The sequence below is a fragment of the Salinibaculum rarum genome (assembly GCF_030505615.1).
In the GTDB taxonomy this organism is placed as follows: Archaea; Halobacteriota; Halobacteria; order Halobacteriales; family Haloarculaceae; genus Salinibaculum; species Salinibaculum rarum.
Genome location: NZ_CP129992.1, coordinates 504620 through 519676, shown reverse-complemented (window position 1 = coordinate 519676; position 15057 = coordinate 504620). Strand labels below are relative to the sequence as shown.

The 15057-nt window shown below is 64.5% G+C and carries 17 protein-coding genes and 2 tRNA genes; 12 read left to right on the top strand and 7 right to left on the bottom strand.

What is annotated here, in order from left to right:
• Window positions 1–14: 14 nt before the first annotated feature.
• Complete coding sequence (gene gatD / locus QYL91_RS02855) at window positions 15–1265, bottom strand: Glu-tRNA(Gln) amidotransferase subunit GatD (protein ID WP_302081875.1); 1251 nt, start codon at window positions 1263–1265, stop codon at window positions 15–17.
• Between the two features lie 92 nt (window positions 1266–1357).
• Between gatD and QYL91_RS02850 the strand changes: the two genes are divergently transcribed.
• Window positions 1358–1849 (top strand): hypothetical protein, encoded by a 492-nt coding sequence (locus QYL91_RS02850; protein WP_302081874.1) that lies wholly within the window; start codon window positions 1358–1360, stop codon window positions 1847–1849.
• Here the strand turns inward: QYL91_RS02850 and QYL91_RS02845 are convergent.
• Window positions 1844–2518: a metalloregulator ArsR/SmtB family transcription factor gene (locus QYL91_RS02845; protein WP_302081873.1), complete on the bottom strand. Its 675-nt coding sequence runs from the start codon at window positions 2516–2518 to the stop codon at window positions 1844–1846. The two genes, QYL91_RS02850 and QYL91_RS02845, sit on opposite strands and share 6 nt — an antisense overlap.
• Before the next feature lie 130 nt (window positions 2519–2648).
• A complete protein-coding gene (locus QYL91_RS02840) occupies window positions 2649–2891 on the bottom strand; it encodes a DUF8106 domain-containing protein (RefSeq protein ID WP_302081872.1) in 243 nt (80 codons plus the stop codon).
• A gap of 157 nt (window positions 2892–3048) precedes the next feature.
• Here QYL91_RS02840 and QYL91_RS02835 point away from each other — a divergent pair, with 157 nt between their 5' ends.
• A complete protein-coding gene (locus tag QYL91_RS02835; protein ID WP_302081871.1) occupies window positions 3049–3462 on the top strand; it encodes a hypothetical protein in 414 nt (137 codons plus the stop codon).
• Between the two features lie 3 nt (window positions 3463–3465).
• Here QYL91_RS02835 and QYL91_RS02830 read toward each other — a convergent pair whose 3' ends face one another.
• The gene (locus QYL91_RS02830; protein ID WP_302081870.1) at window positions 3466–4371 is read right to left on the bottom strand and encodes a hypothetical protein; all 906 of its coding nucleotides are present in this window, start codon (window positions 4369–4371) and stop codon (window positions 3466–3468) included.
• Between the two features lie 98 nt (window positions 4372–4469).
• On the bottom strand, window positions 4470–5105 hold the full coding sequence (locus tag QYL91_RS02825) for a DUF1405 domain-containing protein (protein ID WP_302081869.1): 636 nt from the start codon (window positions 5103–5105) through the stop codon (window positions 4470–4472).
• A 142-nt stretch (window positions 5106–5247) separates the two neighbouring features.
• Here QYL91_RS02825 and QYL91_RS02820 point away from each other — a divergent pair, with 142 nt between their 5' ends.
• The 3 genes from QYL91_RS02820 to QYL91_RS02810 all read left to right on the top strand — a co-directional run bounded on the left by QYL91_RS02820 (window position 5248) and on the right by QYL91_RS02810 (window position 7671).
• Window positions 5248–5595, top strand: a complete 348-nt coding sequence (locus QYL91_RS02820; RefSeq protein ID WP_302081868.1) for a DUF5802 family protein — start codon at window positions 5248–5250, stop codon at window positions 5593–5595.
• Window positions 5596–5654: 59 nt separating this feature from the next.
• Window positions 5655–6548 (top strand): Vms1/Ankzf1 family peptidyl-tRNA hydrolase, encoded by an 894-nt coding sequence (locus QYL91_RS02815; RefSeq protein ID WP_302081867.1) that lies wholly within the window; start codon window positions 5655–5657, stop codon window positions 6546–6548.
• 115 nt (window positions 6549–6663) lie between these two features.
• The gene (locus QYL91_RS02810; protein WP_302081866.1) at window positions 6664–7671 is read left to right on the top strand and encodes an N-acetyltransferase DgcN family protein; all 1008 of its coding nucleotides are present in this window, start codon (window positions 6664–6666) and stop codon (window positions 7669–7671) included.
• 154 nt (window positions 7672–7825) lie between these two features.
• Here QYL91_RS02810 and QYL91_RS02805 read toward each other — a convergent pair.
• Window positions 7826–7898: transfer RNA gene (locus QYL91_RS02805), tRNA-Arg, on the bottom strand.
• Window positions 7899–8005: 107 nt separating this feature from the next.
• On the opposite strand from QYL91_RS02805, the gene QYL91_RS02800 reads away from it, so the two are divergent.
• From QYL91_RS02800 to QYL91_RS02780, 5 genes are all read left to right on the top strand, one after another.
• Window positions 8006–8626 carry a DUF7504 family protein gene (locus tag QYL91_RS02800; protein ID WP_302081865.1) on the top strand — a complete coding sequence of 207 codons (621 nt, stop codon included), beginning with the start codon at window positions 8006–8008 and terminating at the stop codon, window positions 8624–8626.
• A gap of 61 nt (window positions 8627–8687) precedes the next feature.
• On the top strand, window positions 8688–9551 hold the full coding sequence (locus QYL91_RS02795) for a hypothetical protein (protein ID WP_302081864.1): 864 nt from the start codon (window positions 8688–8690) through the stop codon (window positions 9549–9551).
• Between the two features lie 169 nt (window positions 9552–9720).
• On the top strand, window positions 9721–11175 hold the full coding sequence (locus tag QYL91_RS02790) for a single-stranded DNA binding protein (RefSeq protein WP_302081863.1): 1455 nt from the start codon (window positions 9721–9723) through the stop codon (window positions 11173–11175).
• Window positions 11176–11281: 106 nt separating this feature from the next.
• Window positions 11282–11722: a histone gene (locus QYL91_RS02785; RefSeq protein ID WP_302081862.1), complete on the top strand. Its 441-nt coding sequence runs from the start codon at window positions 11282–11284 to the stop codon at window positions 11720–11722.
• The gene (locus tag QYL91_RS02780) at window positions 11719–12726 is read left to right on the top strand and encodes a histone deacetylase family protein (RefSeq protein ID WP_302081861.1); all 1008 of its coding nucleotides are present in this window, start codon (window positions 11719–11721) and stop codon (window positions 12724–12726) included. Before QYL91_RS02785 ends, QYL91_RS02780 begins: the two co-directional genes overlap by 4 nt.
• Before the next feature lie 9 nt (window positions 12727–12735).
• Here QYL91_RS02780 and cca read toward each other — a convergent pair whose 3' ends face one another.
• Complete coding sequence (cca, locus tag QYL91_RS02775; protein ID WP_302081860.1) at window positions 12736–14112, bottom strand: CCA tRNA nucleotidyltransferase; 1377 nt, start codon at window positions 14110–14112, stop codon at window positions 12736–12738.
• A 93-nt stretch (window positions 14113–14205) separates the two neighbouring features.
• On the opposite strand from cca, the gene QYL91_RS02770 reads away from it, so the two are divergent.
• Both QYL91_RS02770 and QYL91_RS02765 read left to right on the top strand, forming a co-directional pair.
• Window positions 14206–14308 (top strand) — tRNA-Asn (locus tag QYL91_RS02770).
• Window positions 14309–14470: 162 nt separating this feature from the next.
• A complete protein-coding gene (locus tag QYL91_RS02765; protein ID WP_302081859.1) occupies window positions 14471–14938 on the top strand; it encodes a group I intron-associated PD-(D/E)XK endonuclease in 468 nt (155 codons plus the stop codon).
• Window positions 14939–15057: the final 119 nt, after the last annotated feature.

Below are 15057 nucleotides of genomic sequence, written 5' to 3'. Positions count from 1 at the left end.
GGCCTGCTACCCGGTCACTCCCAGGGGACCGAGCGGTCGGTGACTTCGCCGGCCAGCGACCGGCCCATCGTGTCGGCAACGTCGTCGGTGTTTGCCAGCGCCCACATCAGTTTCACCTTCGCAGTGCCGGGGAGGATGTCCTCGCCCTCGATGACGCCGGCGTCGAGGAGGTCCCGACCGGTGTCGTAGACGCGGTCACAGACCCGCCCGTCGAGACACTGGCTCGTCATCACGACGTGGGTGCCGGCGTCGGTCAACTCGTCGACGACGGAAATCCAGTCGGTGTTGACGTGGCCCAGCCCCGTGCCCTCGATGACGACGCCCGCGGCGTCGCCGACCGCTTCGAGGCGACTGGCGTCGGTGCCGGGGGTGAACTTGACAAGTTCCACGTCCGTTTCGAGGTCGTCGTGGAGCGCGAGGTCCGTCTCGCCGCGTTCTGCGTGGTCCCGGCGGAAGGTGATGTCGGGCGTTTCTCCAGTTTCGTAGTCGGCTTCACCGAGGGGCTTCGCGCCGACAGTCTCGAAGGCGTCCCGGCGGGAGGTGTGGTTCTTTCGGGCGCGGGTGCCACGGTGCAGCGCACACCGGTCGTCGGACTGGTCTGCATGCATGCAGACGAGGACTTCCGCACAGTCGCTTTTCGCGGCCTCGACGGCACAGACGGCGTTCATCACGTTGTCCGAGGAGGGGCGGTCCGCCGAGCGCTGGCTCCCGGTGAAGACGATGGGGACCGGCGTATCGAGCATGAAGGCCATCGCGCTCGCGGAGAACTGCATCGTGTCGGTGCCGTGCATGACGACGATGCCGTCCGCGCCGGCCTCGATTTCCTCGTGGATGGCGGTGGCAAGTTCCTGCCACACGTCCGGCGTCATGTTTTCAGAGAGGATGTTCGCGACGACCCGTCCCCGGTAGTTGGCCAGGCCCGCGAGGTCCGGCACGGCACGGAGCACGTCCTCGGCGTCGAACTGTGCCGTCACCGCGCCGGTCCGGTAGTCGACCGTCGAGGCGATGGTGCCACCCGTCGAGATGAGCGAAATCGTCGGGAGGTCGTCGTCGAACTCGATGGTGGATTCGCCTTCGGCCTGTGCGTCCTCGATGTCGTACACGTCCGACTCGAGGCGGTCGATGTCGGCGTCGGCACGGTCGATACCAACGTTGTACCCCGAGTCGAGTTTCACGACGATGTGGTCGGGCGTCGAGGAGGGCAACATGACGCCCTCGAAAGTCTGTCCCGCGCGGTCGACGCGGACGCGGTCGCCTGCGTTCATGTGCCCGGATACCGTCTGCCTGGACTTGAAACCATCCGTTCGCCCGCTCGCGCGACCAAAGACCAATGACCGTGGGCATCGTACGACTCGTCATGGCAGAGGGGGAGCGCCAGCTCGACCGGGATGCCGACCTCGAGGAGGAGGTCGACCTCGATATTGACGCAGTCACCGCACTCGACGACGCTCCCGAGCAGACGGATTCGGCCGGACTCGGCAGCCGACTCCGGGCGCGCGTGGGAGAGTTTGTCTCCGGCCGTGGTCTGGTCGTCTCGGCCGTGCTCACGCTCGCCAGCGCGCTCGTCGTCGGTGGGTTCCTTCCGTTCGGTATCGTCGGCAATCTCGTCGGTATCTTCGTCGCAGCCTTCGCCTACGGGACGGTCACGTCGACCCAGCGCTACGTCGAACTGACACTCGCAGGTGGCGCTCTCGGCGCCGGGCTGACGCTGCTTGGCAATCTCGCACTATCCTTGCTGGGCGCGGGCGTCCCGCTGGTCGCGGTCGGGTTCGCCGCGGGCGCGCTCGCTGGTGGGCTGGGACACTACTTCGGCCGGGACCTCCGAGACGGTCTGACCCGAGATCTATGAGTCGCCGAGGTGCCAGCCGCCGCTCTCGCGGGTGACGACCCCTTCCGCTTCGAGTTCTGCGAGGACGTCCTCGATAACTTCTGTCGGGGCCTCGACGCGCTTGCTCAGCGCCGCTGTGTCGTGGTCGTCCTCGGCGAGGGCGGCGAGCAGTTCGGTCACCAGTCGTGGATTCGTGTCGGCGATGGCGTCGGCGATTCGTTCCCGGACCGCGGCGAGTCGCCCCTGGACGAACCGCTGGGCCAGCGAGAGCTCGTTTTCTAACTGTTCGAGTTCTTGCAGCGTCTCGGCCAGTTCCGGCAGTTCGGTGGCTCTGTCGTCGTCGTTTTCCGGAACGGCGCCGCTGACTTCGATGCTCAGGTACCGACACGAGGTCATGTCGACGGCCGAACTGGCCGGGTAGGCGCTTTTCGTGCCGAACTCGTAGGGAGAGACGTTGACCTCGAGCCGGAGGTTCTCGGCGATAGAGAAGTACTTGCGCCGTCTGTCGTCGGTCCGACTCTCGACGAGGCCGGCCTCTTCGAGCTTTCGGAGGTGGTCGATGACGGCCTTCGGGCTGACGCCGAGAAACTCGCTTATCTCGGTCACGTAACAGGGCTTCTGGGCGAGTAGACGCAGAATCCGCCGGCGATTCGCGTTCCCGAGCAAATCGAGTAGTTCGGCGGAGTCCATTTACGTAACGTTAGCGGTTACGATATAAAGGTGTTTCTACCGTGTGCCCGCTATCGTCGTGCCGTTGGCTGGTGATTGGTGTCTCTGAAGTGCTCGCAACTCGAAAAGCGTGGATTCCGGTGGACCGGCTTTAGTCGTCGGCGGGGGGTTGTGCCCGGCTCTCGGCACCCTGCCCGCCCGCCAGCGGCGACACCGAGTCGAAGCCGCGGGATTCGACGTGTTCGCCACAGGTCGGGCAGTGCAGGTGAGAGACAGCCGACATCGCGTCCCGGCGCACGTCCCATCCGTCTATCGCGTGGCCTTCGTGCCCACACGCGGGACAGAACAGGGTTGCCTTCGGTCGGGGAGCGGACTGACCACCGTTGTGGCTCATAGCGACTACACGTACGCACTCATCGAATAAACCTCTGCGCCCTCACTTGTTTGGTTCAAACTGCCCTGCTTTTCTGCCGTGGTGTCGTGGCAGTGTCGCCCCGATGGGGGCCACGCCGAGCGGAAAGGGTCAAGCGGTTCGAACCAGTATCTAGGGCGTGACTCAATCGCTGCTCATCTACGACGGGAGTAACAGTCTGTTCCGGTCTGCAGCCGACGCAGTGAGCCGACGCCTTTCGGGCATCAAACTCGTGCCGTGGCAGTCCGACGCAGTACAGCAGTTTCTGGACGCGCAGTTCGACGACCGGCCGTTTGCCTTCATCCTCGTCGATGGGGACTCGGTGTACGTCGGCGCCGACACCGTCGAGCGAGTCCTCGAAAAACAGCAGGTAAATCCGGCGGTCGTCGATTTCGTCACACGAACGTATCCGACCGCTGCTGGTCCGTTCGGCAGGGTCGTCCACGGCGGCGAACCGGCCGACATCCACGAGACGTTCTCACTGACAGAATCAGCGCAAGCCCACGTCGACCCGCTCCGGCGAAGCTACGATATTCCGGTCGAGACCGAGTGACGATTACCAGACGACGGCTCCGAGTTGCAAAATCGTGGTGCTGACCGACAGGTCGGCGCTCTCCCGCGAGTTGGTCTCGGTGTCCGAATCGCTACTGCCGCGCGGACCGCCGTCGTTTCTCTTAGTTGCGGTGTCTTCCGTTTCGTTTCCGGGCGTCTCGTCGGTGCTGTTCCCGTCGACGATCCGACCCGACGGGCCGTGCTGACCGGTCGGTGACCTGGTTTCGTTTGTTCCAGTCATCCGCTGGTGGCGCTCCCCGTCGGGTCTTGTGTCGTTGGCGCCGACAGCGTCCCGCGGCCCGCGGTCATCCTGTGGTCCCGTCCGGTTTTCCATCGGTCCCCTTTGAGGTCCCCGCGCTGTCGGTGGGCCACGCGGCGCGTCGGTGATGGTTCGCGCGTGTGCCGCCACCTCGGGACCGGTCATGTTCGATGCCTGCGTCCGCAGATGGGCGAGTGCGGACGTGTTGGCGCCGACTCGCGTGGCAGTTTGTGCCGTCGCGTTGATTCGGGCCCGGAGATTGTCGAGTCGCTCGTCGAGTGCGCTCGCCTGGGCCGTGTACGCAACCGCCGGCAGCCGGTCGCCCCGCTCGTCGAGGCGCGCAATCTGGCGCTGTAGTCGCTGGCGCTCCCGTTCGAGCTTGGCCGTCCGGTTTGTCACCGCTCGTTCGGGCGTGGCGCTGGCGTTGACGCTGGCGTTCCACATCCCGCTCTCGACGGTGGTGTTGGCGTCGACGGCGCTGGTCTGCATGAACGCGGCTACCTGCTGTCCGAACGTGCCGTTTGCCTCGCTGGTCGTGTTGTTGTCGACCTGCGTGGGCTGGTCGACGCCGACGCCGAGTGCCGGCACCGCGACCAGCATCGCCACACACACCGCGACTGAGAGAACCAGCGGAATTTGACGCCCTTCCATGCTCTACTCTCTCTTGTCGGCGGTCGTCGACATAAAAGCGAACCTTCGTTCGCACCGTTTATTCCATACAGTAACGCGATTGTATCGTCCAAGAGCGTTTATCGAGACTGCTTGTCGAGTCTCGGCAGCGACACCGCAGCCAGGACGACTGCACCGACCGAGACGAGGACTGTCCCAGCAACGAGCGCGAGACCGGGGTCGTACCGGAGCGGCGGGTGGAGACCGAGCCCGTAATCCAGCGCGTCGTTTACGAGCGCCAGTCCGAGCGCGACGGCGAGTGCGCCGCGGGTCGTCCGGCCGTAGTGGGGAATCAGGAACGCCTCGGCGACGAAGGCCAGATGCGTGAGGACGATTCCGAAGAAATCCCACGGTGCAGGGTAGTACTGGTCGAATCCCAGGCCGAGCGCGAGTGCGGTCCACAGCCCCATCTTGACCAGCCAGACGAACGCGAGCGTGTGCAGGTAGGCCAGAGCCAGGTTCACCGGGGCCGAATCGAGGTCCGCTCCGACGGTGGGCAAAAGCGTCGCAAGCGAGAGCATCGCGATTGCGAGCGCGACGGGCGAGTCCAGAAAGAACGGCCACAGTGCCGTCGAGACGGCGACCATCTCCGCGACGTAGAAGCGAATCCCGACGAGTACTGCGACGCCGTTGACCGCGAGCAGCGCCACGAGATTGGACGCTTCGGAGAGATAGAGGCGTGCCCACCGCCGCGGAATGGGCGAGAGACGGTCCATACCGCGTGACGGGCCGCCGCCGACTAAGTGGTTTCCGTCGGCCTGCACGCGCTGTGGTCGAATCACCACTGGAATTGCCCGACATGATAAGTCTGCCGGGCAGGACTTATCCGTTACCGTGGGTTATGTTGGCATGCACCGCATGTTCGAACAGTTCTCCCGCGGCTACTACCTCGGTCGGCTGTACGTCGAGCCGTCACCGGACGAGACGGCGAAGATGTGCAGCGCACAGCACGAACGCGTCAACAGACAGCTCTACACGGACGGCGAGGGCATCGAGCGGACAGACCAGCCACTCGTGATGAAAGTGGGCCAGACCCACCTCGCAGTCCACGGCGACGAGCAGGTGCCCGCCGACACGCTCGCTGTCCCCGAAGCTATCCTCACGGAGGCGGTTCGAAACCCGCCGACACTCACGGAGGTACTCCTGGCGAAAGCCGACCGGGCCGCACAACTGCTCGAATTTGCCGACGGCCCGATGGGGGTCTGACACGCTGCTCGCGACCCTCGGCGGCTGGATTTAAGGCTGTCCCGCCCGCCGGTGCGGGTATGCTCGACGACCTCCTCGGTCGCACCGAACTGAAAGCGCGCATCGAGGAGCTAGAGGCGGAAAAGCACCACCTCCAGCAGCAACTCGACGCCGAACAGGAGCGACGCGCCGACGCAGCCACCGAACGCCAGCGTGCGGAGGAGCAGGTCAACCACCTCGAAGACCGCGTGACGGAGCTCGAAGACCGCGTCGAGCGACTGCAATCCGGCGAGGCAGATATTCCGTTCCGGACCGATCAGGGATTTCGCGGTGAACGGCTCGCGGAACTGCTCTCGCGGCTGGACGCGGTCGAGACCGGACCGGAGGGTTTCCTCACTGCCTACGTCACGGACGGCCACGACCTGCCAGATGCCGTCCGGGAGGCGTTTGGCGACCGTGCACCGCTGGTCTCCCGTGCCGCGCCCTGTCTCGCTGTCACCGACGATTTCGGTCTCGTCGGCGCTTGTCTGTCGGTCCCGCTCGCCCCCGACCCGTTCGTCGAATGGGGCGAGGGGGTCCGCTTCGACCGCGCGTGGTTCCAGCCTACCGGCGAGTACACGCTCGCGCTCGTGCGTTCGGACCTCTTTGCGATGGGCGTCTACGACGGCCGCGAGCAGACCGCATTCCACGGGTTCGACAGCGACCTCAAGAGCCAACACTCGAAAGGCGGCTTCTCCCAGTCACGGTTCGAGCGCCTGCGCGACGAGCAGATTGCCAACCACATCGACCGGTGTCAGACCGCACTCGAAGAACGGCCCACCGACCGACTGGTCGTCGTCGGTGAACGGACCGTCCTGGATGACTTCGAAGACGTGGCCGACGTGACCGCCGCAGTGAGCGCGAGCGGGGACCCGGAGGGTGCTCTTGCGTCGGCGTTCGACTCGTTCTGGACTGTCCAGCTCCGGACGATGTGATGCGCCATCCCTCGCTGGTCTCCGGTCGTTGGCTGGTGGGGTTTCGGACCTCCGATGGCGCGGTTGCAGTCAGTCCGAACGGTACTCTTATTCACGCGCATACTGCACTGCCGGTATGCAGGTCGCCATTCTCGCTCACGAGCAGTTCCCCGACCGCGCGAAGACCGCCACCGGTATCCTCCGCTACGGCGACCACGACGTCGTCGCGGTCCTCGACCGAACCCACGCCGGCGAACGCGTACGTGACCATCTCGACGACGTTCAGGACGCGCCAATCGTCGAGTCGATGGCCGACGCGCCCGACTGTGACGCGCTCGTCATCGGTATCGCCCCAATCGGCGGCGGCTTCGACGACTCCTGGCGTCCCGACGTGCGGACCGCCCTCCGGCGTGGCTGTGACCTCGTCGCCGGTCTCCACTACTTCCTGGCCGACGACACGGAGTTTGCCCACCTCGCGGACGAACACGGCTGCTCGATTTGGGACGTGCGTCGTCCGCCCGAAGACCTGACTGTCGCTGAGGGAACCGCCGGCGACGTCGACGCGACGGTCGTTCTGACCGTCGGCACCGACTGCTCGACCGGCAAGATGACGACCTCCTACGAACTCCGCGACGCCGCCCGCGAGCGCGGCCTCGATGCCGCTGTCGTGCCGACCGGCCAGACCGGCATCATGATTTCCGACTGGGGCATCGCTATCGACCGCGTGGTCTCTGACTTTGCCGCAGGCGCAGTCGAACGCCTCGTCCAGCAGGAAGGCGACCGCGACGTGCTCTTCGTCGAAGGCCAGGGCGCGCTCGCTCACCCCGCCTACTCGGGTGTCACCCTCTCGATTTTGCACGGTGCCCAGCCGGATTCGCTCGTCATGACCCACATCGCCGGCCACGAGACCGTTCGTGAGTACGAGGACTACCCGCTCTTGCCGGTCGACGAGTACGCTGACCTCTACGAAGACGTTGCCCGACCAGTCTGTGAGACGAGCGTCGACGCCGGGATGCTCAACACGCAGGGACTCGGCGACGATGCCGCACGTGGGGCTCTCGACGACTACAGCGAGACGCTCGGTGTCCCCACGACCGACCCCGTTCGGTTCGATGTCGACGAGGTGCTGGATTCACTGCTGTGACGCGACTGCTCGGTGGTTTGTGTCGGCAGAAACGTCCGGACAGCGATTTGAACTCACTCACTTCGCTTCGCTCGTTCGCTGCTCAAATCGCTGTCGTCCGTCTCCAGCAGCACTGACCGCTCGCTGCGCTCGCGGTAAGTTGCTGCAGAGAGAACGTCCGGACAGCGATTTGAACGCTGGTCCCTGGCTCCGCAAGCCAAGAGGATAGTCCACTACCCTACCCGGACTCACTAATCGGTAGCAGGGTATCGACTAAAGGGGTTACGGTTCGCGTACCAGCGCGCGAAATAGTAGCAATCAGTATTCTTATAGGGGAACGCACCGAGGTTCAACCATGGCAGAGCGGGCCGAGTCGGGGGAACCGAGCGCTCCTGACCTCGACGCACTGGATGGGGCCTCGAATATTCTACTCTTAGCGCCATCCCTCGGTAGCCGCGGTCGCAACGCCGGAATGGAGTTGCTCGCCCGGACGCCGCCCGAGAAGACGAACGTGCTGTCGATTTCCTACACCGAGTCACCGACGGAGTTCGTCGACCGCTGGACAGAACGGGTCGGAGTCGACCCGTCCCGTGGCGGCATCGTCGCCGTCGGCCAGTCCGAAGCCCGCGTCGACAACTCCGCGTGGGCCGTCCGAACCGTCGAAAACCCCTCGGATTTGACGGGCGTGGGAATCGAACTCAGCGAACTCCTCTCGGGGATGGCCAACGCGTCCGACGAGGACGAACACATCGCCGTCTCCTTTCACTCGATTACGTCGCTGCTCCAGTACGCGGACGTCCAGCGGGCGTTTCGCTTTCTCCACGTCGTCACCGGGCGCGTCAAGACCGTCGGCGGCGTCGGCCACTACCACATCGACCCCGAGGCCCACGACAAAAAGACGCTGGCGACGCTCAAGGGCCTGTTCAACGCCGTCGTCGAAGTCGACGAGGACGGCAACTGGGACATCCAGCAATAGCGTTCAAACGCCCATTTGACTCTCCGTCGCTGATTTTTAAATACGAGTTCCTGTCTCGAATATGGACCGCCGAACGTTCCTCCGCTGGTCGGGCGCGCTCAGTGTGGGCTCGCTCGCTGGCTGTATCGTCGACAACCCGACTGCTGTCGGCAACGAACCGACCGACGACAGTGTCTCGATTACCGACTCTACGGTCGAACGGACAGAGAGTGGCTGTTCGTCCGGCGCGGACCCGACGGCCAGCGTCTCGATAGACGACGACTCGAACGTCGTCTCCTTCTCCGGGCACCTCGTGGCGGGGACGCCATGTCACAACGTCTCTATCGCACGGGCGACGTACAACCGCGACGACGACTGGCTCACCGTCGACCTCGGCACGGAGCGAGCAGCCAACGCGTGTATCGACTGTATCGGACGCATCGACTTTGACGGGACCGTCGACTTCGCGGGTGGTGTCCCGTCGCGCGTGACGATTTCTCACGACGACTCGGTACTGACTGACACCGAGGACGACGACGAGTCGACGCCCGCCGACGAGCCACGACTCCAGGCCAGTTCGTTCTCCGTGACCGGGGTCGAATCCAGCAGCCCAAGTCGGACGGCCGACGCGTCGTTCGATACAGATGCCGAGACTGTCACCGTGACGGGGACAATCGTCGGCACCGACGGCTGTACGACGGCCGACCTGGGGACGGCCGAGTACGACGCCGACGACAGCCAGTTGACCGTCGACGTGGTGACGAGAAAACGCGACGATGCAAGCGAGCGGCTCTGCACGGAGCAGATGGTCGGTATCGACTACGAAGCGACGTTCGCGTTCGACGGTGGCACACCGTCGAGTGTCTCGGTCAGCCACGACGGCGACGGCATCATGGCCGCCGGTCACGGAAGTACCTCTGTGAGTGCTCCCGACTCGGACACCTGAGTGGACCCGGCCAACCTGACCTTTTTGTGGGGTGGCGCGACCACCCGTTCGTGATGAGAGTCCGCCGCTGTCACCGCGACCGAGAGAGGCGCAAAACCACCGGATTGCGGCCCGTCGTCGATGCAACGACAACGCTTAAACAGCCGCCAGCCCTGCGTGTGAGACAGTAATGGGAGCGATTGAGGACATCTACGCGGACCTCGACACTGACGTCGACGAGTCGGAGTTTCGGGAGGCCGTCGAGCAGAAAGTCGAGCAGATGGACGGGCTCGCCGACGAGGAGACGGCGGCGATGCTCATCGCGCACGAACTCGAGGACCACGAGGTGGGCACCATCTCCGACATCGAACCCGGGATGGACGAGGTGAAGTTCCTCGCCAAGGTCGTCTCCGTGGGGGAACTCCGGACGTTCGAGCGCGACGGCGAAGACGAGGACGGCCGCGTCATCAACGTCGAAGCCGCCGACGAAACCGGAAGCGTCCGGTTGGCCTTCTGGGACCAGCAGGCGGCATCTATCGCCGACGGCCAACTCGAACAGGGCGAGGTGCTCCGCGTGAAGGGGCGACCAAAGGAGGGGTACAACGGCCTCGAAGTGAGCGTCGACAAGGCCGAACCCGACGCCGACGCCGACATCGACGTGGACCTCGACGGCCCGGCGACCGTCGAGTCGCTCTCGATGGGGCAATCGGACGTGAACCTCCGCGGGCTCGTCCTCGATACCGACGAGGTTCGGACGTTCGACCGCGACGACGGGTCCGAGGGGCGCGTCTCGAATCTCACGCTTGGCGACGAGACGGGGCGCATCCGGGTGACGCTGTGGGACGAGATGGCCGACCGGGCGACCGAACTCGACGCGGGTGACGCCGTCGAAGTCGTCGACGGCTACGTCCGCGAGCGCGAGGGCAGTCTCGAACTCCACGTCGGCGACCGCGGTGCGGTCGAGGGAGTCGATGACGATGTCGACTATGACCCCAACGCGACGGCAATCGATGGCGTCGAAATCGGGGAGACGGTCGACATCGCTGGGGTGGTTCGCTCCGCGGACCCAAAGCGCACGTTCGACCGCGACGACGGGTCGGAAGGGCAGGTCCGGAACATCCGCGTGCAAGACGATACCGGGGACATCCGCGTCGCGCTGTGGGGACCCAAGGCCGACAAGGAAATCGCGCCGGGTGACGAGGTGCTGGCCGCCGACGTCGAAATCGACGACGGCTGGCAGGACGACCTCGAAGCCTCTGCCGGCTGGCAGTCGACGGTCGTCGTCCTCGACGACGCAGCGACCACTGTCGGTGCCGGCGCGGGCGAGGGCAGCGGGGCCAGCGGCGACAGCGAGAGTGCGGGACTGGACGCGTTCGCGGAGGACGCTGGCGGGGACGCCGGGGAGAGTGCGACCGCGAGCGACGGCGGTGCCGTCTCGGAGTCGGGCGGTGCGGAGACACAACCGACCGAGGGCGAGCACCTGGAGTTTACCGGGACGGTCGTCCAGACCGGGGAGCCGGTCGTTCTGGACGATGGAACCGAGACGATGGCCGTCGAGACCGGTGCGCACGTCCAGTTGGGCGAAGAGATTACGGTCCGTGGGCGGATGGACGGCGACCGACTGGACGCTGAAGAACTGTTCTGAGGGGTGTCAGGGCCTCCCACCGTAGTACGGCGGTGTTGTACGACCAGTGATATTCCGTCTGAACGTTTCGGAAACCCTTAAGGCGGTTTCCGCCCCGTTTTGGCGTATGAGCGTCGAGTTACCGTTCGCTCCGGTGGACGAACTTATCCGGCGGAATGCCGGTGACCTCCGGGTGAGCGCGGAGGCTGCCGAAGAACTGGCTCGCCGGATTCAACAGCGGGGGGCGACTCTCGCCACGGGGGCCGCCGAGCGGGCGACGGCAGACGGACGAAAGACCCTGATGGCTCCCGATTTCGGCGTCGACAGGACACCCGATAAAGATACACTCGAACTGCCGATTGCTCCGGTCGATCGCATCGCTCGACTCGATATTGACGACACCTACCGGGTGGCGATGGACGCCCGTGTCGCGCTGGCATCCATCCTCGAAGCGTATGCGGATGCCGTCGCGGCCGCGGCGGCGACGCTCGCGCGCCATGCCGAGAGGCGAACAATCAAAGCGGAGGACGTCGAAATGTACTACGAACTCGAGCAGTACTTCGAATGAAATTCGGTTACCGCGAGACATGCCTCGAACACGAGACTGGCCCGCGCCATCCGGAGAGTCCCGACCGTCTTCGGGCGATTCGGCGCGCACTTTCCGACCGACACGGCGTCCAGTACGTCGATGCCGACTCGGCGAGCAGAGAGCGTCTCCTCGCGGTTCACGACGCCGACTACGTCGCCGAGTTCGAGCAGTTCTGTGCCGACGGCGGCGGTGACTGGGACGCAGACACTGTCGCCATCGAGGCGACGTGGGATGCCGCGCGAGCGAGCGCCGGCCTCGCAGAGTGGGCCGCAGAGGCGGCACTCGACGGCATCGACGGCCGACAGACGCCCTTCGCGCTTGGGCGACCGCCTGGCCACCACGCTGTCGTCGACGACGCGATGGGATTTTGCTTTTTTAACAACGCCGCGGTCGCTGCCCAGTCGGTCATCGACGAGGGAACGGCCGACAGCGTCGCTATCTTCGACTGGGACGTCCACCACGGCAACGGGACCCAGGACATCTTCTACGACGACGGCGACGTCTACTACGCCTCGTTCCACGAGGACGGTCTGTACCCCGGTACCGGACACATCGAAGAGACCGGCACCGGCGACGGTGAGGGGACGACCCTGAACGTCCCCTTCTCGGTTGGCACGACCGAGACTGGGTATCTGGCCGCACTCGAGGAACTGCTCCGGCCGGAACTGGTCGACTTTGACCCCGACCTGTTGCTGGTGAGTGCGGGCTTTGACGCGCACAAACACGACCCGATTTCGCGGATGCGAATCTCGACGGAGGGCTATGGCCTCCTCACACAGCAGGTCCGAGAGATTGCAGACGAGGCCGACGCCGCACTCGGATTCGTCTTGGAGGGTGGCTACGGCCTCGATACGCTCTCGGAGAGTATCCGGATGGTCCACGAGGTGTTCGACGGCTATCAGCCACCGAGCGACGACGGTGACCTCCAGGACGCCGCGCGCGCGACCATCGAAGACGTGAAAGACGAGTTCGACCGGTCGTAATCGACGGCGTCAGGGCCGCGGGTCGAAGTACGTTCTGAACTGCACGCCGAATTCATCGGCCAGCGACGCGATTTCGCCACCGACCAGCAGGTCGTAGCCTCCCTCGAGTGCGGATTCGACGTGCGCGCCGAGCGCGGTCTCGAAGACGACCTCGCTGGCGAGCACGTCCACCGCGTTCGTGAACTCGCGTGCGCGTTCGACGACGTAGCGGTCGCCGTCGATGTAGGGACCGTAGGGTGGACCGCCCGTCGGGGCTGTGCGCTCGCCGTCGTACTGCTCGAAGAAGCCGGTCGCGTGTTCCCGAACGTGGACGGGCGGGCCGTCGTGGCGTTCGACTGCCGGGCGCTCGGCGACGGCGAGTTCGAACAGGAGGACTGCCGTCTCGCCGGTGGCGAAGGCGGCCGACCGGAACACGTCGAACCCCCGCCGGTCGAGTTCGCTGGCGATACCCGTCCGAGACTTTTCGAGTTGCGGCCAGAGCTGGTCGTCGACGAGGTCGGGGGCCTCGAAGTGGAGGGCGAGTGGTGTCGTCTTCCGGTCGGCGACGACCGTCCGAACGCCGTCGGCGTCCAGCGGCGCTGGATCGGTGTGTTCGAACAGCGCTTCATCGGGCGCCGCGAGCAGTTCGCGGGCGAAGTGCTGGAGTCGGGCGACGTTCCCCTCAGAGAGCACAGCCGCGACGTTGCGCTCGGGGTCGGTCGGGTCGATGACCACCAGCGGGTCCGGGAAGGATTCCTCGCCGTGGTCCTCGGGGTCGAACTCGACGGGCGGGTGCCAGTCTGCCACCGCCTCGATAAGCTTCCGGAAGCCACCGTATTCGAGGACGAGCAACTCGGTCAGGAATCCGGAAAAGCCTCGCGTTCGGAGGTCGCTCCCGTAGACGCCGATGCCCTTGAAGAACTGCTTGCAGACGCGGACGTCGTCGGCGAGGTCGGCAGTCAATCGGTCGTCGAGATAGCGCGTGTGGAAGGGCGTGCGGTCGACGGCCGACTGGATTTGCGTTGCATCCTCGACGGCGTAGCAGGGCACACAGTCGACCTCGTAGCCGTCGTACTCGCCGACGACGTAGGGGTGTTCGGCGTACTCCTCGTGGCCGTTGGGGAGGACGGCGTGGCCGACGTCGAGGCCGTACTCCTCTAGCTGCTCGCGGTCGAGCTCCGGCGGAAAGGAGACGAACAGGTCGATGTCGCGGTCGCCGGCAATCCACGTCTGTCGGGCGGTCGAGCCGACCTGGACGATGTCGGCCTCGACCGGGAGGTCGGCGACGGCGGTCTCGGCGCGTTCGGTGAGTTCTGCGGCGACGGCCTGCAACTGCTCGCGCTCGTCGGGTGTGGGCGTAACGCGCTCGCGGACGCGCTCGACCACGGCATCGAACTCGTCTGTCATGTGCTCGTGTTGCCGGCAAGTGCGTGAAAGCGTGTCGATGCGGGGCGGAAAGCGAAACGCCTATTTAACTAATCCGTTTACGCAGTCATGCGTGCCGCCGTAGCTCAGTTGGTAGAGCACCACGCTGTTACGGTGCGTAGGACGTCTGCGTGCCGCAGATACGTGGTTGTCCCAGGTTCGAGCCCTGGCGGTGGCGTGAATTTTCTGCGAAAATACACGGACCATCAGACGCAGTCTGATGATGGCGTCCAACCGTTTCTCAGTGAGGTGTTTCATCTCCGAGCGACTGCTCGGGTATCACTTTCACTTCCACTCCCCTTGACGTAGCTACTTCTATCTAGAACCCGCCATTTCTTTCATGGTGGAGAACGATCCACATTTCGACAAACTCGAAGAAACACAGAAACGTGGACAGGCGACAGAAGCGCTGCTGAAATCGGAGTTCGTGCTCCGAGATATTCCGGTACTCATCCCCGAGTACGACAACGAACCGTACGACTTTGTCGTAGAAATTGCAGACGATTTCTACAAAATCCAGGCGAAGACAGCTTACGATAGTCCCACCGAGGGAACTGTAATGTTCGAGACGGTTAGCACTCGAACGAGGAGTGATGGCTATGAGCGTTCGGGATACGAAGGAAAAATCGACTTTTTTGCCGTCCACAATCCCGTATTAGATGAGTACTATCTTGTCTCGATCGAAGATGCGGCGACTGGAAAAATGGAAATTCGATATATAGAGCCAAAAAACAATCAGCGAAAAGGCATCAACTGGCACGAAGACTACCTACTTGATACCGTACTTGCTAATCTTCACCCATCGTAATCTCTTCTGCATCGACCGTTTCTGTCTGTTCCACATACCTCCCCAACCGATTCACTCCCTCACTCCGTTCGGTCGCTCATCCCTCGCACGGTGGCTGTCGCGTGACGGAGCACGCGACA